Origin of the sequence: Altererythrobacter sp. MTPC7 (assembly GCF_042851395.1) — a bacterium.
In the GTDB taxonomy this organism is placed as follows: Bacteria; Pseudomonadota; Alphaproteobacteria; order Sphingomonadales; family Sphingomonadaceae; genus CAJXSN01.
Genome location: NZ_BTGS01000004.1, coordinates 62,121 through 81,122, shown reverse-complemented (window position 1 = coordinate 81,122; position 19,002 = coordinate 62,121). Strand labels below are relative to the sequence as shown.

Sequence of the window (19,002 nt, the reverse complement as noted above, 5' to 3'; positions counted from 1 at the left end):
CCCGGGGGATTGCCAGCGCGCCCTATCGGTCCCAAATGTGCGGCCATGAATGACATCAAAGACCTGATCCAGCCCGACCGCGACCAGAACGCCGTCCCCATCCACCTCGTCAACGAAGACGGTTTTGCAGACTGGTCGAAAAGCCTGACGGCGGGACAACGCGCCTCGCTGGAAGGGCAGAAATTCACGGGCAAGGGCTATCAGGTCGCGATCGTGCCGGACGGTGACGGATGGTTCGCCGTCGGCGGCGTTGCCGATCCCGATGCCCTGTCGAGCTGGTGCATGGCGAAGCTGGCGGAAATGCTGCCTGAGGGGACCTATCGCCGCGCCAATGGCGAACCGGGTCCGGCCATGCATGGGTGGCTGACCGCGCAGTATCGCTTTACCAGGTACAAGGATGACGAGAGCGCTGCGGGTCCCCGTATCCTGCTGACGAAGCAGGTGAGAGCCATCGAGCCTGCCATCGCCGAGGCGGCCGCCGTCATGCAGGTCATGCGCATGGTCGACACGCCGGCAGAGGACATGGGCCCCGCCGCGATCGAGGCGGAATGCGAAGCGCTGGTGAAAGCACACGGCGCGACGATGGACGTCGTGAAGGGCGATGCCCTAGAACAGGGCTATCCCATGGTCCACGCGGTCGGCCGCGCTGCCGACCGCAAGCATTCCCCCCGCCTGATGCACCTGAAATGGGGCAAGGAAAGCGATCCCGTCGTCGCCATCGTCGGCAAGGGCGTGTGCTTCGATTCCGGCGGGCTGGACGTCAAATCCGCGGCCGGCATGAAGCTGATGAAGAAGGACATGGGCGGCAGCGCCCACGCGATCGCGCTGGCCGGTCTCGTCATGCAGGCCAATTTGCCCGTGCGCCTGCACCTGATGGTCCCGGCGGTGGAAAATGCCATTTCCTCCAACGCCTTCCGCCCGGGCGATGTCCTTAATTCGCGTAAAGGTCTGACAGTGGAAATCGGCAATACCGATGCCGAGGGACGCCTGATCCTGGGCGATGCGCTGACCCGCGCCAGCGAGGAAAATCCCGAACTCATTATCGACTTCGCCACGCTGACCGGCGCGGCCCGCGTTGCTCTGGGGCCGGACCTGCCTGCGCTGATGACACGGCGCGACGAAACCGCTGCCGACCTCATCGCGGCAGGAAAGGCGAATGACGACGAACCGTGGCGCCTGCCGCTCCCCGATGCTTACCGCGAGTATCTCGCCAGCGACATTGCCGACACCAACAACGCGCATGGAAATGCCTATGCCGGCGCCAGCGTGGCGGGACTGTTCCTCGACAAGTTCGTGGGCGACGGGATCGACTGGGCGCATTTCGACACCTTCGGCTGGCGCCCCTTCCCCAAGCCTGGCCGACCCAAGGGCGGTGCCGCCTATGGCCTTCGCGCAAGCTATCACATGCTGCTCGGCCGGTACGGGGCCGACTAGCGCTGCTTGCGGTTCTGCCGCTTGCTGGCTAAGCGCCTGCTGACCTTCCGCCCCTTCCCCGAGAGAGAAATTCGTTCCAAGTGACCGACCGGCAGACCTACACGATACCGCAAGGCCAGCTTTCCCTGGCCGGTCCGGTCGTGCCTCCGGAAAAGGGGGTCCTGCCGGTGCGCGGAGACCTGGCCCACATCGCGCTGGCGGGTACGCATTTCGTCGCGCACTATGCCATGCCGACACCGATGAGCGTCGGCGAAACGTCGTCCGCGCTGCTCTGCAATCCGCAGGACGATGCAGAGGCGTTGGTTGCGCTGGAGCCCGGTGACCGGGTCGAGATACTCGACATGACCAGCGAATGGGCGTGGGGATGCTGCGGGCCGGATGGCCCCGCAGGATATATCAGGCGCAGCGACCTCAGCGCCTGATGCCGACACGGGTCTTCATCGACGGTGCCGCAGGTACGACCGGGCTGGAAATCCACCAGCGACTGAGCGGGCGCGAGGCGTTCGAACTGGTCTTGCTGGACGATGCGGAGCGTAAGGACCCGGCCGCGCGGGCCGACGCCCTCTCCGCGTCCGACATCGCGATCCTGTGCCTGCCCGACGATGCCGCACGCGAAGCCGTGTCGCTGCTCGGCCCGGATTCCGCCACGCGTATCATCGACGCATCCAGCGCGCATCGCACCGCGCCCGGATGGATTTACGGCTTCCCTGAACTCGTCGGACGCCGCACCATCGCCAAGGCCGCGCGGGTCAGCAATCCGGGATGTTATCCGACAGGCTTCCTGGCCCTCCTCGCCCCCCTGATCCGCGCGCGGCTGCTTCCGGCGGACGGTTCGTATAGCGTCAATGCCGTGTCGGGCTTTTCTGGCGGCGGTAACGCCATGATCGAGCGGTACGAGCAGGACCGCGGCATCGCTTTCCGTACCTACGGGCTGGAACTGTCGCACAAGCACCTGCCCGAAATGAAGGTCCATGCCGGGCTGGACCATGCACCGGTCTTCTCGCCCGCCGTCATTCCCGCCTATCGCGGCATGCTGGTGGAGATACCCCTGTCGCTCGGCCCGATGCGTGGGAAGGTCACGCCGGACGACCTGCTTGCCGCGCTGAAGGACTATTACCAGAATGCGCCGCTGGTGCGGGTGCATGACAGCGTGCCGGCGGAAATGACGATCCGGCGCGACCAGCCGGTGGAGCATGACGGGCTCGACCTTTACGTCGCCGCGTCGCCGGAGGGGCAACAGGCGCGCCTGATCGCCTCGCTCGACAATCTGGGCAAGGGGGCGAGCGGTGCGGCCGTGCAATCGCTCAACCTGATGACCGGCGAACCGGAAACCGAAGGCCTGACCCTGCCCGACAGTGCTGCCTGATTTTTAGGCAGCCAGCGCCTGCCAATCGGGCAGCGCGGTCCTGTGAAGCGGCCTCTCGCGTCCCCGCCCCTTCCAACAACGCACGCGATCCCTTACCCCTGACCCCTCGCGCGTCGTCAGGTGCGGTTTGGCATGATTCTTGGAACGTGTGCCTGCGACGAGACATTGTCATCACGCCGGTTCATGCGGGGCGATACTACCCCGGATGATGCCGGCCATAAGTGCAGGGGATACCGACGCGGTGAAAAAGATCGAAGCGATCATCAAACCGTTCAAGCTGGACGAGGTGAAGGAGGCGCTGCACGAAGTGGGCGTGTCCGGCATCACGGTCACCGAAGCCAAGGGCTTCGGCCGGCAGAAGGGCCACACCGAACTCTATCGCGGCGCCGAATATGTCGTCGATTTCCTGCCCAAGGTGAAGCTCGAAGTCGTCGTGCCCGACGCCTCGGCAGAGCGCGTCGTCGAGGCGATCTCCGGCGCGGCCCAGACCGGACGCATCGGCGATGGCAAGATCTTCGTCACCAATATCGAGACCGCGCTGCGCATCCGTACCGGCGAAACCGGCGACGACGCCGTCTGAATTCAATACCGAACGTTCCACACCAGAATCACGAGGAATATCCGTCCATGGCAAATGCAAAAGACGTCCTGAAGAAGATCAAGGAACACGAGATCGAATGGGTCGATCTGCGCTTCACCGACCCCAAGGGCAAATGGCAGCACCTGCAGATGTATGCCGGCGTCATGGATGAAGATGCGCTCGAAGATGGCCTGATGTTCGACGGTTCCTCGATCGAGGGCTGGAAGACCATCAACGAGAGCGACATGATCCTGAAGCCGGATCTCGCCTCCAGCTATATCGATCCCTTCTCCGCCACGCCGATGATGGTGCTGTTCTGCGATATCGTGGAACCGTCCGACGGCCAGCTCTATGCCCGCGATCCGCGCTCGACCGCGAAGCGCGCCGAGGCGTACCTGAAATCGACCGGCATCGGTGACACGGTCTATGTCGGGCCGGAACCGGAATTCTTCATGTTCGACGATGTCCGTTTCGAAGACGGCTATTCGGCCTCGGGCTATGCCCTCGACGACGTGGAACTGCCGACCAATTCGGGCAAGGAATACGAAGGCGGCAACATGGGCCACCGCCCGCGTGCCAAGGGCGGGTATTTCCCCGTCGCGCCGGTCGACAGCGCGATGGACATCCGCGCGGAAATGGTTTCGACCATGCTGGAAATGGGCCTGCCCATGGACAAGCATCACCACGAAGTCGCCGCCGCGCAGCACGAGCTGGGCATTACGTTCGGCGAACTGACGCAGACCGCCGACCGCGTGCAGATCTACAAGTATGTCGTGCATCAGGTCGCCCATGCCTATGGCAAGACCGCTACCTTCATGCCCAAGCCGATCAAGGACGATAACGGCTCCGGCATGCACACTCACATGTCGATCTGGAAGGATGGCAAACCGACCTTCGCCGGCAACGAATATGCCGGCCTGTCGGAAACCTGCCTCCACTACATCGGCGGCGTCATCAAGCATGCGAAGGCCCTGAACGCCTTCACCAACCCGACGACCAACAGCTACAAGCGCCTGGTCCCGGGCTTCGAGGCTCCGGTCCTGCTGGCCTACTCCGCCCGCAACCGCTCCGCATCGTGCCGCATCCCCTACGGTGCGGGTGACAAGGCGAAGCGGGTCGAGTTCCGCTTCCCCGACGCGCTCGCCAACCCGTATCTGTCGTTCGCGGCCCTGCTCATGGCGGGTATCGACGGCATCGAGAACAAGATCCACCCCGGCGACGCGATGGACAAGAACCTCTACGACCTGCCGCCTGCCGAACTGGCGGACGTGCCGACAGTTTGCGGCAGCCTTCGCGAAGCGCTGGAAGCGCTGGAAGCCGACCACGACTTCCTGCTGAAGGGCGACGTGTTCTCGAAGGATCAGCTCGATGCCTACATGGAATTGAAATGGGACGAGGTGCTCCGCCTGGAGACCACGCCGAGCCCGGTCGAATTCGACATGTATTACAGCTCCTGATCGAACTGACAGGGCAACTATTGAAAGGGGGCATCCGGGTAACCGGGTGCCCCCTTTTCCTTTTCCGCTCCGCCCGGGACGCTGGAACCTAACGCGCTCTACCTCCGTTCCATTGAAAAGGAGTTGAAAATGCGTCATTTGTTAATGGGCGTTGCAGCAATCGCGATGGCCGCTTCGGCCACCCACGCGAACCCCGGGAAGGGGAATGGCAACGGCAATGGGAACGGCAACGGAAAGCCCGCCGCGGCGGCTAGCGGCAATGCTGCAAGGTCGAATGCCGGGCCGTCGGCACATGGCAATGCATCGCAAGGGCAGGCGGCCAACCGTCCGGCACGAAGCGATGCGCGCCCGCAGGCAAACCGTGGCAATGGCAATGCTGCTAATGCCGCGCGGCGCCCCGTCCAGGCAAGCCCCGGCTCCAATAATGGCAACGGGAACGGTAACGCCAATTCAGTTACCATCAGGCGCGTCGTCGGTGGCCAAGGCGCAGGCGTTCTCCGCACAGCCGACCGCGACGTCCGCAGAAGTGGCCTCTCGATCCTTGGCGGGACGAGCAGCCTCCTTGACGGGTGTCCTCCGGGCCTCGCTGCAAAGCGCAACGGTTGCCGGCCGCCCGGTCAAGCAAAGCAGAACAGCTACAGCCCCCTCGCCTCCCTGCTGGGGATCGGGGACCGGCCTAACGGACGGTATTACTACGACAACGGCTACCTGCTGCGCTCAGGTGGCAGCGGAGTCGATGCCTGGCTACCCCTCCTCGGCGGCGCGCTGACGATCGGGTCGCAGTGGCCGGGCGGTTACGACAGTCGCCGCCTGCCGGGATATTATGAAACCTACTACAGCTTGGGCGGCCGCGATTTTTATCGATATGCCGACAACATCGTCTACCGTGTCGATCCGGAAACGGAGGCCATTCGTTCGGTCGCCGCACTCCTGACCGGTGATGACTTCGTCGTCGGGCAGAGAATGCCCAGCGGGTACGACGTGTACAATGTCCCGCGATCCTACCGTGACCAGTATTACGATCGTCCGGGCCGCTTGTATCGTTATTCCGACGGTTACGTGTACCAAGTCGACCCGGAGACTCGGCTGATCGCCGCCGCGATCGAGCTGCTGGTATGAGTACTTCGTTCCCAGCCCGAAAGCGGCTCACCATGATCGTGCTGGCGGCAAGCATCTCTCTTGCCGTCGCAGCCTGCTCATCGTCCGATGACGACAGTTCCACGCTCACTACGGAGGAAGCATCGGAGAAGACCGTCGCCGCGCTCCTCGGCGGTGACGACCGCTTTTCCGCCATATCGGAAGTCCTGACCGACACCGGGGTCGCCAGTGCCTTCGACGGTGCCGGAGCCTACACGGTTCTGGCACCGGAAAACGATGCCCTTGGCGCTTTGTCCGATGGCAACGATGCGATGGCGGGGCAGGAACGCCGGGTGCTCCTGATCGCGCTCCTGCGCCAGCATATCCTCCCCGGCGAAGTAACGCCTACGTCCATCCGCGAAGCGATCGAGGCCTCTGGCGGAAGCGTCGAAATGCGCAATCTCGCCGGCGGTCTCGTAACTTTTTCGCTCGACGGTGACGCCATCGTTATCGGCGGCGAGGAAGAAACGTCGACACGCATCGCGGGCGATACGATGGTCGGCAGCAATGGCGCGGTCATACCGGTGGAGGGTCCCCTCGCGTCGCTTTCCGAAAGCGAATAAGCCGCCCCACACTATTTCGGATCAGTAGTCGCGGCTGATTTCCGCGACTGCGCTTTCCCTTCCGATACTGGAGACCGCTGCCAGAAGTGACAGCCAGCTGGTCACGCGGAACTCCAGTTCGGTCGCGGTATAGCCGCGTCCGTCCGTAATCAGCTCGACATAGAAACGGCGCCCGAAATTCTTGCCCAGCGCGACACCTGTGCCTCGGTTCAGGGCGGGATCTGCACCGACAATGCGCAGGCGGTCGAGTCCAATGGCCGTCCGCAGCTGGTTGATCGGGTCCAGCCCGCCGCCGCCGCCGCGCAAGGATGCAAGCGCCGCACCCAGCTGCACGGCGTCTGTCGCCGACAGGTCGGTGACAGACCCGCCAAACAGTAGGCTTGCAAGGATTTCCTCTTCCGGCAGCGCGGGGGTCGAACTGAAGCTGATGTCAGGGTTCTGGCCGTTGCCCTGCACCGACACCTCGACATCGATACCGTTGTCCTGCGTTTCCGCCATGATGTCGATCTGCGGGTCGATCGGCCCGTTTTCATCGAACTCGATGCGGCCGCGGGTCAGTTCGAAACGGGTCCCGGCAAAGCTGTAGAAGCCCCGCACCACCCGTGCCTCGCCGCCGATGCGCGGGTCATCGGTCGTGCCGCGCAGGCGAATATCGGCGCTCCATTCGCTGTCCAGCCCCATGCCGTCGACATCGACCCTGCTCGGCGCGACGGCGTTGATGAGGTAGCGCCACGGCGCGCCCGACGGTGTCGGCGGCGCAATATCGAACGGCAGGTTGATTTCCTCGGTCGGGATTTCCGGCAGGCTGACATCCTCGTCGGCCACGCCGAAAGCCCAGCTCGCCCTGTTCACCGTCACGCGGCCGGCAATCGTGCCTCCCACACCGTCGGAGACGATCCGCAACGGCCCGGTCAGCGTGGCGCTGAGCCCGCGTGCATCCAGCAGCCGCGCGTTACTGGCCGCGACCCTGATATCCATCTCCGGCCCGCGGCCCGCGCCCAGATTGGCAAGATCGACATATCCGCTGCCCGAAACGGAGCCGCCATTGGCGGCCGTACCGTTGAAGCGGGTCAGTCGAAGGCGCGAGCCTGCAAAGTTGCCGCGGACGCTGACGTCGCGGATATCGGTCCCCGAAAGCGCGCTTTGCACCCGGAGGCTGTCGCTCGCGAGCGATCCGCTCAATTGCGGGTTTGCCAGCGTCCCCGTCACGTTGGCCGCGACCGAGGCAGGGCCGGTGAAGTCGAATGCGTCGATCGCCGCGAGGCGCCACAGGGCAGCCGCCGGCCCCTGATACCGCAGTTCCGCGAGGAGATCGCCCGCCTGCAAGCGCGGGACGAGGTCACCGCTTTGGGGCAGGTTGCTGACAAGCATCTGCACCCGGCCCCGCTGGCCGCCTTCGTCGTCGAGAACTGCGCGCGCTTCCAGCCGTTCTGCCGTCAGCCTGCCGACAAGGGACAGGTCTATGGGCCGCGAGGCGAGGACGAGGCCCGAGCGGGTCAGCCCGTCGACCGACACGCGTGCTTCACCGCTGGGAAGTCCGCCTGCCGGGGCGTCGTAGACGACCGTGCCGGAAATCGTGCCGCCCAGCCCCAATTCGTCGAGCACGATGTCGGTCAGGGTCAGCGGCATCCGGTCGAGCGCGAGATTGACCCGCGTCCGGCTGCCGCCGAATTCGGCCTCTACCTGCGTGGTGCCGCCAGCAAAATCGACCTGCGTCGGCGCCAGTTGCCAGCCATCGCCGGTGCTGGTCAGGACCGCGCGGCGCGGCATCGAAATCCGCTCTCCGGCATATTCGCCGCGCGCGGCGACGCTGATGCGTTCCGGGGCGACCTGCGCATTCAGTTGCAGTGCGAAGCGACTGTCACGCCGTCCGCTGACCGATGCGGTTATCTCGCCCAGCCCGCCGCGAAGCTGCGCGTTGGCCGCTAGTCGCCCGATGAAGAGCGAGCCGTAGCTGACACCTTGCGCGGTAATCATGGCGTCAGCGGTGGTCCCGGGATCGGAAATGCCACCGGCGAAGACCCCGCTCCCCTGGATGCTGCCCTGCGCGATCACCAGCGGCGTTTCCCCGCCGAAGCGTGCATTGCTGGCTTCGAGGTCGATGGTGAAGCCCTGCCCGCCGCCGCGCGGGTCCAGGGCGATCGTTCCATCGACGCCTCCGCCGACCAGGGCGAGATCGCCCGATACACCGCTATCGCCCAGGGCAAGCGCACCCGTCACTTCCGTTTCCGCCACGGTCAGGCGCTCGATCGCGATGCGGGTCGGGCCATCGGCAGGCGAGACGAGGCCGAGGACACCATCGAATGCGCCGAGCATCGATTGCCCTTGCGTTTCGATGGCGAAGCCTTCTTCCGTCGGCGACAGAGCGACGCGTACGTCGCGCAATCCTGCGGCCGGAAGCGGCTCTGCGAAAACGAGGATCGCCTCCGGCCCACGCCCGGTCAGCGCGGCCTCGACCGTAAACGCGCCGTATTGCGTGTGCCGCCCGGTGCCCGCGACCGATGTCTCGCCGTCATTGACCCGCCCGTCCAGCACCAGGTCGAGATCGCGGGAATCGAGGCGCACCTGCCGGAACGTGATCGGGCCTGCACTGGTCAGCGTGACGCCGCCTGCCAGGTCGAGCCGTGGTCCGGCAAGGTTGGCAATCGTATCGTTCGTGACGACCGGCACGGCGGCATCGAAATCGGAAGTCAGCGTCCAGCTGCCATCGCCGCTATAGGCGAAATCGATGCGGCCCCCGCCATTGACGATGCCCAGAGTCTCGATCGGAACGCGGTTGATGGCCGCCGGGCCGCGCAGGCGGACGGACTGGGTTGCCAGATTGGCATCCAGGCTGAAGCGCGCGTCTGCGCCGGGGAAGGATATGTCGAGCCTGTCGGAGGCCAGCGTATCGCCCGAATAGACGAGATTGCCTGCAATCGTGCCGTCGGTCAGGCGCGGATCGGCCATCTCGTTGCCGGTCAGGATGCGTCCGACGGACAATTGGAGAGGGAGGACGAAGCGGCCGTTGGCGTAAGTCGCCTCGCCGGTTTGCGCCACGTCCGCCAGTTCGACCGCGCCGGCCACGATGCGGCTGGCGCTGAGCGAGTGACGAATGCTGAGATTGGCAAGCGGCCCGTTGAGCTGTCCTTCGATCCGGGCATCTTCCAGCGTCGCTGTGTCGCCCAGCAGGTCGCTGTCCGTCAGCACCGCTTCGAAATCGAAACCGTCGAAAGCCGCCTGTGCCAGGTCGACCATGCCGCTTCCGTTCGCCCGCACGCCGGCGCCCGTCAGGGAGAACGCCCCGTCCAGCGTGCGACGTTCGGTATCCAGAAGGTCCGCAAGATCGGCGACTGCGCCGATCCGGACTCTCTCGCCCAGCGCCTGTGCAGGAATGCCGGTCAGGAACGATCCCGGATTGGCGATGCCGGACAGGCTGGCGCGTTCGCCGCGCTTCAGGATGCGGAAGGCGCCGATCCTGTCGCCGCCGCGCGAGGCGAGCGCATAGCCGGTCCACTCGTCGATCGTCCCGCGGCCACGGATGCGCGCATCATATGCTCCGTCGAGACCGGCGAGCGCCGTCAGCGGTCCGCCATCGGTCGCATCGACGTCGAGCGACAACTGGAACGGCGCGTCCGTCTTGTAATTGAGGTCGAGTGCGAACCGGTCGTCGCCAACAGTCCCGCTGCCGCGCGCCATGGCCCGGCCGTCGTCCAGAACCACCGTGCCATCCAGTGCCAGCAGCAGGTCTTCCTGCGTCAGCGTACCGGCCGGGATCAGGAAATCCGTGATCGTCAGCTGTTCGATACCGAGATCGATCTGGGGTATCGGGTCGCTACCGGTATCGGGGCTTTCACGGTCGGACAGGAAACGCAGTTCGCCGCCTGCAATATCGACATCGCGCAGGCGCAGCTGCGCCTCGTCCATCTCGCTGTTGTAGCCGACGAACCGCTGCATTCTTTCGCTGAGGCGCCCGAAGACGAGACCCGGAACGCTCGTCCGGAGATAACGCAGGAGATCGGCATCCACGGTCGTGCGTTCGAGGTATATCTCCATCCGCCGCGGCCCGCGCTGCCCCGGTATGATGTCTCCATCCTGCGACAGGACGGGATCGTAGGTGGTAATCGTCGTCCCGACCAGCGTGGGCCGGCCGTAAACGCTGCCCTCTATATCCTCGACATCGATACGCAGAGTGTCGCCGATGAACCGGTCGTCGAGCTGGTCACGGATGAAACCGCTACCTTGCTCCGTGCCGAGAAACGCCACGAGCAATGCGAGCGCGAGTAGCAGGAACGCGGCCACGCCCAGCAAGACCCGCTTCCAGTGCCGAAGGAAATGCCGGGAACGGCCCATCTGGTCGCCCGTGTCCGGTGCCGCCTCCACGTGCTCTTCGGGCATGGTGCCGCCCTGCTCCTCGCCCGCCATCAGAACGCCTGTCCCAGCGAGACATAGACGGCCACGGGGTTATCGTCCGGACCGGGGTTCAGCGGGACGCCCACGTCGAAGCGGATCGGGCCGAAGCCGGTGTGATACCGTACACCCACGCCCACGCCGATGCGGAACTCGTCGAAGTCCGGAGTCAGTCCGGTGCCGACGGTTCCGGCATCCACGAACGGCACGACCGATACCGCTCCATCCAGCAACCCCGTGCGGATCCGGGCCTCTGCCGCCACTTCCAGCACCGAGCGACCACCGCTCGGCTCGCCATTGGCATCGCGCGGCCCGATCTCGCGGAAGCCGTATCCGCGCACCGAGCCGCCACCACCGGCATAATAGCGGCGCGACGGCGCGATGTTCTGCAGATCGGTGCCCGGGATTGCGCCATAGGCGGCGCGCCCCGCCAGCACGACTTTCTCCGTGACCTGCTTGTAATAGGACGCATCGGCGCGCCCGCGCAGGTAGAAGCTCTGGGTCCCGTTATTGCGCGATACCTCGGGAGAGAGGCGGCCCGACAGGCGGAACCCTTCGACCGGATCGAGCAGGTCGTTGGTGGTGTCGATCTGCGCGTAGAGCGGCAGGGCGGCGACGAAGAATGTCTCGCGCGGCTGTGCGACGCCATCGACCGAAGGCGGGCGTTCCTGCGTCGCGACAAGCTCCACGCCTGCGCTCCAGCTGAGCGGTTTCTGGAACAGCAGGGTCGATACGCGCTCATATGTGGCAAGCAGGGCCGCCGTGCGCGCCTCGAAGGCCGGGCTGTCGATCGTGCTGGCATAGGCATCGATATTCAGGATGCGGTCGCGCCCGCCGAAATTGTTACGCCGGAAACTGATGCCTGCCAGCTGTTCCTGCGTACCGGCGATGCCGCGCACTCGCACCATGCCTTCCGGCGGGAAGAAATTGCGATGCTCCCAGCTTGCCTCGACTCGGAAGCCTTCTTCCGAACCGTAACCGATTGCCCCGGCGATCGTGCGCAGTTCCCCCTCGGTCAGGCCGACGTCCAGTTCGACCTCGCCCGGCTGGTCGCCGCTCGGCGGCGAAACCTCGCGCGGGGTTACGGTAACGGAGGAAACGAGGCCGGTCGCCGTGATCGCCCGCCTCAGGTCGAGTTCCAGGCTGCGCTTGTAGGTGTCGCCGGGATCGAACCGGGCAATCGTCTCCAGATGCTCCGACGAAAGGAAGTCCGGCTTGTCCGACGTCACGCCTGCGAACACGTATTTGCCGCCCGGTTGCACCGGCATCGTCAGGTCGCCTTCGATCCGCGCATGGTCGATCAGCAGCGACGGCGTGTCGATTTCGGCGAAGGGATAACCGGTCTCGCCGAGGGCAGCGTCGAGATCGAATTGCTCTTCTACGATCTTGTCGCTGGACAGGAAATCGCCGGGCTGGATTTCGAAAGCGGCGCGCAGCTCCGCGTAATCGGCCGCCTCGTCCAGCTGCCCCAGGTCGATCGCGCCGAAGCGGTACCGCGTACCCGGGATGACGTCGAAGCGGACCTTGGGCGGCGCCTCTGCGGTTCCGTCGCCATCGGCATCGGCGGCGCCGTCTTCCGGGTCCACAACCACGACGGAGCGGACGATCTGGGCATCGTAATAGCCATAGACGCGCAGCATTCGCTGCAGCAGTTCCTCGTCTTCGCGCGCGCGGGCGGTCAGCTGCGCGACATTGCCGTCGCCATCGTCGTAGGCCTCGATCGTCGACAGCGCCTGGAAGCGGTCGAGGAAATCGTCCTGGACCGGAAACAGCGCCCGCTCCTGCGGGAAACTGACGGCGAGCGAATCGGTCAGGTCGATGACCGGGCCCTGCGGCGGAGTGAAGACCGGATCCTCGCCCAGATCGGCAAAGCGGATATCCTCGTCCGGCTCCAGTGACTCGAACGGACCTATGTCGAGATCGGTCGGCCAGTCGATCGTCATCTGCGGCAATTCGGACAGCGGCGTATCGGGTTCCGGCGGTGCGAACACCGCGCCGTCCGCACCCTGCGGGATCGGCCCGGAACCGTCGGAGGCCCATTCCTCCGGATTCTCGACCGCGGAATCGGGGATCAGATCTTCCAGGCTTTGCGCATTGGCCGCGGCGGGCTGCAGAAACAGTGAAAGCGCCCCCGCCCATGAGGCGGCGAGCGCGATGCGTGAGGTGGCTGCGAATGCGCTAACTGGCGGAAAACAGCGTGACTTCGCCGTCCGCCCGCTCGCGGGAAGTGTCGCCTTCGCGTTCGCGGCGGGGCGCGATAGATGCCTTGATGAGAGCGTCCTGCTCGGCCTCGTCCATACGTTTCCAGCCGTCGGGGCCGAGGGTTTCGAGAGGCTTGTAACGAACCTTGTATTCCATCCGGCCGGACCCTTTGACCCAATAACCGAGATAGACGAACGGGAGCCCTTCTGTTGCAGCCCGGCGAATGTGATCGAGGATAATGTAGTTGCCAAGACCCGAACGACTTTCATGCTCCGGATCGAAGAAGCTGTAGATCATGGACAGACCGTCGGCCTGACGATCCATCAAACATGCACCAACCAAACGACCCGGTTCTCCGCCTCGCGACGGCTCCCGATATTCAAGCACATAGCTCGAAACAGGTGTATGCTCCACCATGTCGGCATAGTCCATCTCTTCCATGCTGCTCATCCCGCCATCGGGATGGCGACGGGAGAGGTAGCGGCGCAGGAGATCGAACTGTTCGTCGGTTGCCCAGGGGCGGCATTCCGTGCCGACAAGATCGGAATTGCGCTTGAGGATGCGCTTTTGCGACGATGACGGGCGGAATTCGTCCGCGACCACGCGCACCGAAACGCATGCTTGGCATCCGGCGCAGCTGGGACGATAGGCGACGGTCTGGCTGCGGCGGAACCCGATCCGGCCCAGCGCTTCGTTCAGATGTTCCGCGTGCGGTCCCTTTAGCTCGGTGAAAACCTTACGCTCCGTCTTGCCGTCAAGATACGGGCATGGCGCCGGGCTGGTGACGAAAAAGCGGGGGAAGCGAACGGGCGCGGTCACGGGCGAAGGCGTTTGTCCTCTTCATCGGATGCCGCAGGATCGCAGCCCCGATTTCGGCAACCTTATGTCAAAACCCGCCCGCCGGTAAAAGAGTCTTAACCACGAAACACGGTTACTATTTGGTTAGTTTGCACAATTGTGGAAAATCCGGAGCCTGCTCACGCCAGTTCGACGGGGCTGACCGTGTATCCCTTGTCGCGCAGCGATTTCACAAGCTTTTCAAGCTGATCGGCGTCACGCGCCTCGCATTCGATATCGGTGATGAGACCCTTTGCCGGCAGGTTGGTGAAGATGCGCTGGTGATAGATCTCGATGATGTTGACGTTGTGCGCGTCGAATTCGCCCATCACCGCGTAGAGAGCGCCGGGTCGGTCCTTCAGCGTGATACGCAGCCGCGCCAGACGCCCCGCCCGGGCCAGATCGCGCAGCAGCACATTGGCGAGCAGACGGGAGTCGATGTTGCCCCCGCACAGGACCAGGCCGATCTTGCAGCCCTTGAACCGCTCCGGATTGGCAAGGACGGCGGCCAGCCCAGCCGCGCCTGCGCCTTCCACCACGGTTTTCTCGATCTGCAGCAGCAGGGACACCGCGTGCTCCAGCGCAGGCTCGTCGACCAGCAGGATCTCGTCCACCCGGTCGGCGATGATCTGCGAGGTGAATTCACCCGGTTCCTTCACCGCGATGCCTTCGGCCAGCGTATCGCCGCCGCATGGCGAAGCCTCGCGCGCGACCTTGTTCCGCATGGAGGGATAGAGCGCCGCTTCCACCCCGATCACCTGCATGTCAGGCTTCAGCGCCCGGGCCACGGTCGACATGCCCGACATCAGGCCGCCGCCGCCGATGGGGGTCACGATGCAATCGAGGTCAGGCGCGTCCTCGAACATTTCGAGCGCTACCGTGCCCGCGCCTGCGGCGACCGCCGGATCGTCGAACGGGTGCACGAAGGTCAGGCCGCGTTCTTTCTCGAGCTGGCGGGCAAAGGCGTAGGCCTCGTCGAAAGTCTCGCCTTCCAGCAGCACTTCCCCGCCCACGCTCTGCGTCTGCATGACCTTCACCACCGGGGTCGGGCGCGGCATGACGATGGTGACCGGCACGCCCAGGCGGGTGCCGTGATAGGACAGTCCTTGGCTGTGATTGCCGGCAGAGGCCGCGATGACGCCGCGCTTGCGCTGTTCCTCGTTCAGGTGGAGCAATGCGTTCAGAGCCCCCCGCTCCTTGTACGCGGCAGTGAACTGAAGGTTTTCGAATTTCAGCCAGATGTCCGCGCCGGAAATCTCCGACAGGGTGATAGAATGCATCGTCGGCGTCCGAACCACGGCACCGCGAATGCGTGTCGCCGCGGCTTCGACATCGGCGAGGGTCAGCGCGTCGAGGGCGCCTGTGTCCGGCTGGCTTTCGTTCTGGCTCATGGGCAAAGCGCCCTAGGCCCCCCGCTCTGCGCTGGCAATCATGTCGCACCTTCGGATGACGCTGCGCCATTCCTCCACCCATGGTCGACGGGCCTACTTGGCAGCGGGCGTGCGACCCCCTAACCCTCTTCGCCGATGAGGGATTCACAAAAAATCGCGTTCCTGGGGCTTGGCGTCATGGGCGGACCGATGGCGGGCCACCTGGCCGCTGCCGGTCACCAGGTCACGGCCTGGAACCGCTCCGACCGGAGGCGGAATGCCTGGGGCGCAGACCATCAGGGCAAGGCCGAAATCGCCGACACCATAGTCTCGGCCGTGGACGGCGCGGACATCGTGCTCGCCTGCGTCGGAAATGACGACGATCTTGCAGAGGTGGTTCTCGCAGATGGCGGGGCACTCGCATCGCTCGGATCCGGCGCATTGCTCATCGACCATACGACAACGTCGACCGCCATGGCCCGGAGGGTTGGCGAGGCGGCGGCCAAGCGCGGTATCGGCTTCGTCGACGCGCCCGTATCGGGCGGGCAGGCCGGGGCGGAAAATGGCAAGCTTGCAGCCATGTGCGGCGGTTCGGAAAGCGATTTTACCCGCGCGCGCCCCGTTATGGAGGCCTATTGCGCGCGGATCGTCCATGTCGGCGACGTCGGGGCGGGACAGACGACGAAGATGGCCAACCAGATGTGCATTGCCGGAACCCTGGCAGGCCTGTCGGAAGCCATTCGTCTGTCGCAGGCCAGCGCCCTCGACACGGACAAGGTGCTGGATGCCATCAGCGGCGGCGCGGCGCAGAGCTGGCAGATGGAAAACCGCTGGTCGACCATGGCCGAAGGCGCGTTCGATTTCGGCTTCGCCATCGACTGGATGCGCAAGGATCTGGGCTACGCACTGGACGAGGCACGGCGCCTCGGCCTGTCTTCGCCCGTGACCGCTCTGGTCGACCAGTTCTACGCAGACATTCAGGCCATGGGCGGTGCGCGGCAGGATACTAGCGCGCTGATCAGGCGCCTTCCCGAAGGAAAGACGACATCATGAACCGCATATCGCTTGCCGCAGCCATTCTCGCTGCGACCGCCCTCCCCAGCGCCGCACTGGCCGACGTCCTGATCGACAATGTCGACGGCGTCCGGATCGACGAGGACGGCGAACTCGACCGCTTCACCGGCCTTTGGATCGACGATGACGGGAAGATTGCCGGGGTTCTGGACCGCGGCGACGACCGGCCGAAGACCGATTTCCGCCTCGATGGCGAAGGGCGCGTCATGATGCCGGGCCTGATCGACGCGCATCTTCACGTGATGGGCGTGGGCTTCGGTGAGCTGACGCTGGATCTTTCCGACACGAACTCGCTCAGCGAAGCGCAGCAGAAAATTGCCGATTTCGCGCGCGAGAATCCGGGGCGACCCTGGATACTGGGACGTGGATGGAACCAGGAGAAATGGGGCTTGGGCCGGTTTCCCACCGCTGCCGAACTTGACCAGGTCGTCGCCGACCGCCCGGTCTGGCTCGAACGGGTGGACGGCCATGCGGGATGGGCGAACACCGCCGCACTGAAGGCCGCCGGCGTAACGAAGGCCACGAAGGACGTGGCCGGCGGCAACATCATGCGCCTGCCCTCCGGCGAACCGGCAGGGGTCTTCGTCGATGCCGCCGGCGATCTGGTCGCGCGCGTCGTGCCCGAGCCGCGCCCGCGCGACCGCGACGCCGCCCTCGCCAAGGCGCAGGAGAAGCTCCTGGCCTTCGGCATTACGGCAGCGGCCGACATGGGCACCACCATGGAAGACTGGCAGACCATGCGCCGTGCGGGCGATTCCGGCCGCCTCAAGCTGCGGATCATGGCCTATGCCGCCGGTGTCGATGCGATGGAGGCCATTGCAGGCCCCGGCCCGACCCCGTGGCTGTATGACGATCGCCTGCGTCTGGGCGGTGTGAAACTCTATCTCGACGGAGCGCTCGGCTCGCGGGGCGCGTGGCTGAAGGCGCCCTATGCCGACGATCACGACAATACCGGCCTGCCCCTGCTCGGCCCTGCACAGCTTCGCAACCTGATGAGCCGGGCCGCGATGGACGGGTTCCAGGTTGCCACCCATGCCATCGGGGATGCCGCCAACGCGGAACTGCTGGGGGCGATCGAGGAATTGAGCGAGACCTACACCGGCGATCGCCGGTGGCGGATCGAGCATGCGCAGATCGTCACCCCCGCCGACATTGCCCGCTTCGGCCAGGCCGGCATCATCGCCTCCATGCAGCCGGTGCACCAGACATCCGACCGGCTGATGGCGGAAGCGCGGCTGGGGCCCGACCGGCTGGACGGTGCCTATGCCTGGAGCAGCATCGCCCAGACCGGCGCGCGGCTCGCCTTCGGGTCCGACGCTCCCGTCGAATCGCCCGATCCGCAAGCCGGCCTCGCCACGGCCTTCACCCGCGAGGATGCGGAGGGCCAGCCCTTCGGCGGCTGGTTTCCGGCAGAAGCGGTCTCACGCGAAAACGCTATCAGGGGTTTCACGCAGGACGCTGCCTATGCCGGTTTCGCCGAAGGGCGATTCGGTCGCCTGGTGGAAGGCGAACGGGCAGACTTCCTGTTCGTGGACCGTGACCCCACCCTCGTCTCGCCTGCGCAGTTGAGGGAAACCCGCGTTTTGGAAACTTGGATCGGCGGGGAGCGGGTTTATGCGCATTCCGGGCAGGACGGCCCCGATTGATGCAAGCGAGCGACACTCAGCAACAGTCTGGCGATAATTCGGAACGTCGGGTTTAACTCGATCTTTACAATGGTATGGCGAAGAGGCCCGCAAGCAAACTTGCCAACGGTTCAAACCGATTGATGGGTCGCGACTTCGAATTCTCAAATACTTGGAGATATCTATGACGTTCCGTAACATCGCCCTTGCAACTGCAGCGCTGGGCCTGGCCGCCACTCCGGTCATGGCCGAAGCAACGGTAGAGCGTACGCAGCCGGTTGCCGAAACCAACGAACTGGGCGCCTTCGCTGGCGGCAGCACGATTTTCTATGTCCTCGGCCTTGCTGCCGTGGTCGCTGGCATCATCATCATTGCCGACGATGACGACGATGACGACAGCTTGAGCGCCTAAGCCTCAAGACACTGAATTTTGAAAGGGCTCGCGACATCGTCGCGGGCCCTTTTGCTTTCCGGTCGTTCGAACCGACCGTATCACTCTGCAATCCGGTAACGTATTTGCCCCGGCTGTGGCAGTTAGGTCACGGTTCGGCTTATATTGGGGTTGCGTGTTCGCCGCTGCGACCTTACGAATGCGGCGGAATTAATCGATTTTTTTGGTTCAGGAGACCAACGTTATGAAGCTTCGTACTCTCGCCGCAGCTGCTGCTGCTGTATCCCTTGCTGCCGCTCCGGTCGCCGCAGAAGTCTCGATGGAGCGTGCTGCTCCGGTCGCTGGCGAAAGCGAATTCGGCGGTGAAAGCGCCGGCGGTGGCATCATTCTCGCCGTTCTGGCTGCAGCAGCCGTGATCGGCGGCATCCTCATCGCAGTCGACGACGACGACGATGATGAAGTTCTGAGCGCCTAAGCTCACACGAGCTTTCGAGTTCAAAAGAAGCGGGGCCTCCGGGCTCCGCTTTTTTTGTGCCTGCTCGAAACAGAGCCAGCCACTTAGAGCGACCTGCGAGCG

General features: G+C 64.7%; 15 protein-coding genes. 11 read left to right on the top strand and 4 right to left on the bottom strand.

Going from position 1 to position 19,002, the window contains the following annotated elements; genetic code table 11:
* Positions 1 to 45: 45 nt before the first annotated feature.
* The 7 genes from ACGHJ7_RS04795 to ACGHJ7_RS04765 all read left to right on the top strand — a co-directional run bounded on the left by ACGHJ7_RS04795 (position 46) and on the right by ACGHJ7_RS04765 (position 6,537).
* Entirely contained in the window at positions 46 to 1,434 is a 1,389-nt protein-coding gene (locus ACGHJ7_RS04795; protein ID WP_390474940.1) for a leucyl aminopeptidase family protein, read from the top strand.
* A gap of 80 nt (positions 1,435 to 1,514) precedes the next feature.
* Positions 1,515 to 1,856 carry a hypothetical protein gene (locus tag ACGHJ7_RS04790; RefSeq protein WP_390474939.1) on the top strand — a complete coding sequence of 114 codons (342 nt, stop codon included), beginning with the start codon at positions 1,515 to 1,517 and terminating at the stop codon, positions 1,854 to 1,856.
* Positions 1,856 to 2,800 carry an N-acetyl-gamma-glutamyl-phosphate reductase gene (gene argC, locus ACGHJ7_RS04785; RefSeq protein WP_390474937.1) on the top strand — a complete coding sequence of 315 codons (945 nt, stop codon included), beginning with the start codon at positions 1,856 to 1,858 and terminating at the stop codon, positions 2,798 to 2,800. Before ACGHJ7_RS04790 ends, argC begins: the two co-directional genes overlap by 1 nt.
* 241 nt (positions 2,801 to 3,041) lie before the next feature.
* Entirely contained in the window at positions 3,042 to 3,380 is a 339-nt protein-coding gene (locus tag ACGHJ7_RS04780) for a P-II family nitrogen regulator (RefSeq protein WP_390474935.1), read from the top strand.
* Positions 3,381 to 3,427: 47 nt separating this feature from the next.
* A complete protein-coding gene (gene glnA / locus ACGHJ7_RS04775; RefSeq protein WP_390474934.1) occupies positions 3,428 to 4,837 on the top strand; it encodes a type I glutamate--ammonia ligase in 1,410 nt (469 codons plus the stop codon).
* A gap of 144 nt (positions 4,838 to 4,981) precedes the next feature.
* Complete coding sequence (locus ACGHJ7_RS04770; RefSeq protein ID WP_390474933.1) at positions 4,982 to 5,956, top strand: hypothetical protein; 975 nt, start codon at positions 4,982 to 4,984, stop codon at positions 5,954 to 5,956.
* Positions 5,953 to 6,537 carry a fasciclin domain-containing protein gene (locus ACGHJ7_RS04765; protein ID WP_390474932.1) on the top strand — a complete coding sequence of 195 codons (585 nt, stop codon included), beginning with the start codon at positions 5,953 to 5,955 and terminating at the stop codon, positions 6,535 to 6,537. Before ACGHJ7_RS04770 ends, ACGHJ7_RS04765 begins: the two co-directional genes overlap by 4 nt.
* A gap of 21 nt (positions 6,538 to 6,558) precedes the next feature.
* Here the strand turns inward: ACGHJ7_RS04765 and ACGHJ7_RS04760 are convergent, their stop codons facing one another.
* The 4 genes from ACGHJ7_RS04760 to ACGHJ7_RS04745 all read right to left on the bottom strand — a co-directional run bounded on the left by ACGHJ7_RS04760 (position 6,559) and on the right by ACGHJ7_RS04745 (position 15,356).
* Positions 6,559 to 10,941, bottom strand: coding sequence for a translocation/assembly module TamB domain-containing protein (locus ACGHJ7_RS04760; RefSeq protein ID WP_390474930.1), 4,383 nt, complete (start codon positions 10,939 to 10,941; stop codon positions 6,559 to 6,561).
* The gene (locus tag ACGHJ7_RS04755) at positions 10,941 to 12,917 is read right to left on the bottom strand and encodes an autotransporter assembly complex family protein (protein WP_390474929.1); all 1,977 of its coding nucleotides are present in this window, start codon (positions 12,915 to 12,917) and stop codon (positions 10,941 to 10,943) included. The genes ACGHJ7_RS04760 and ACGHJ7_RS04755 overlap by 1 nt, the downstream gene beginning before the upstream one ends.
* Positions 12,918 to 13,104: 187 nt before the next feature.
* Positions 13,105 to 13,947, bottom strand: a complete 843-nt coding sequence (locus ACGHJ7_RS04750) for an arginyltransferase (protein WP_390474927.1) — start codon at positions 13,945 to 13,947, stop codon at positions 13,105 to 13,107.
* 158 nt (positions 13,948 to 14,105) lie between these two features.
* The gene (locus ACGHJ7_RS04745) at positions 14,106 to 15,356 is read right to left on the bottom strand and encodes a threonine ammonia-lyase (protein ID WP_390474925.1); all 1,251 of its coding nucleotides are present in this window, start codon (positions 15,354 to 15,356) and stop codon (positions 14,106 to 14,108) included.
* 135 nt (positions 15,357 to 15,491) lie between these two features.
* Here ACGHJ7_RS04745 and ACGHJ7_RS04740 point away from each other — a divergent pair, with 135 nt between their 5' ends.
* The 4 genes from ACGHJ7_RS04740 to ACGHJ7_RS04725 all read left to right on the top strand — a co-directional run bounded on the left by ACGHJ7_RS04740 (position 15,492) and on the right by ACGHJ7_RS04725 (position 18,900).
* Complete coding sequence (locus ACGHJ7_RS04740; protein ID WP_390474923.1) at positions 15,492 to 16,388, top strand: NAD(P)-dependent oxidoreductase; 897 nt, start codon at positions 15,492 to 15,494, stop codon at positions 16,386 to 16,388.
* Positions 16,385 to 18,055, top strand: coding sequence for an amidohydrolase (locus tag ACGHJ7_RS04735; protein ID WP_390474920.1), 1,671 nt, complete (start codon positions 16,385 to 16,387; stop codon positions 18,053 to 18,055). Before ACGHJ7_RS04740 ends, ACGHJ7_RS04735 begins: the two co-directional genes overlap by 4 nt.
* A 163-nt stretch (positions 18,056 to 18,218) precedes the next feature.
* Complete coding sequence (locus ACGHJ7_RS04730; protein WP_390474918.1) at positions 18,219 to 18,446, top strand: hypothetical protein; 228 nt, start codon at positions 18,219 to 18,221, stop codon at positions 18,444 to 18,446.
* Positions 18,447 to 18,669: 223 nt separating this feature from the next.
* Positions 18,670 to 18,900: a hypothetical protein gene (locus tag ACGHJ7_RS04725; protein ID WP_390474915.1), complete on the top strand. Its 231-nt coding sequence runs from the start codon at positions 18,670 to 18,672 to the stop codon at positions 18,898 to 18,900.
* Positions 18,901 to 19,002: the final 102 nt, after the last annotated feature.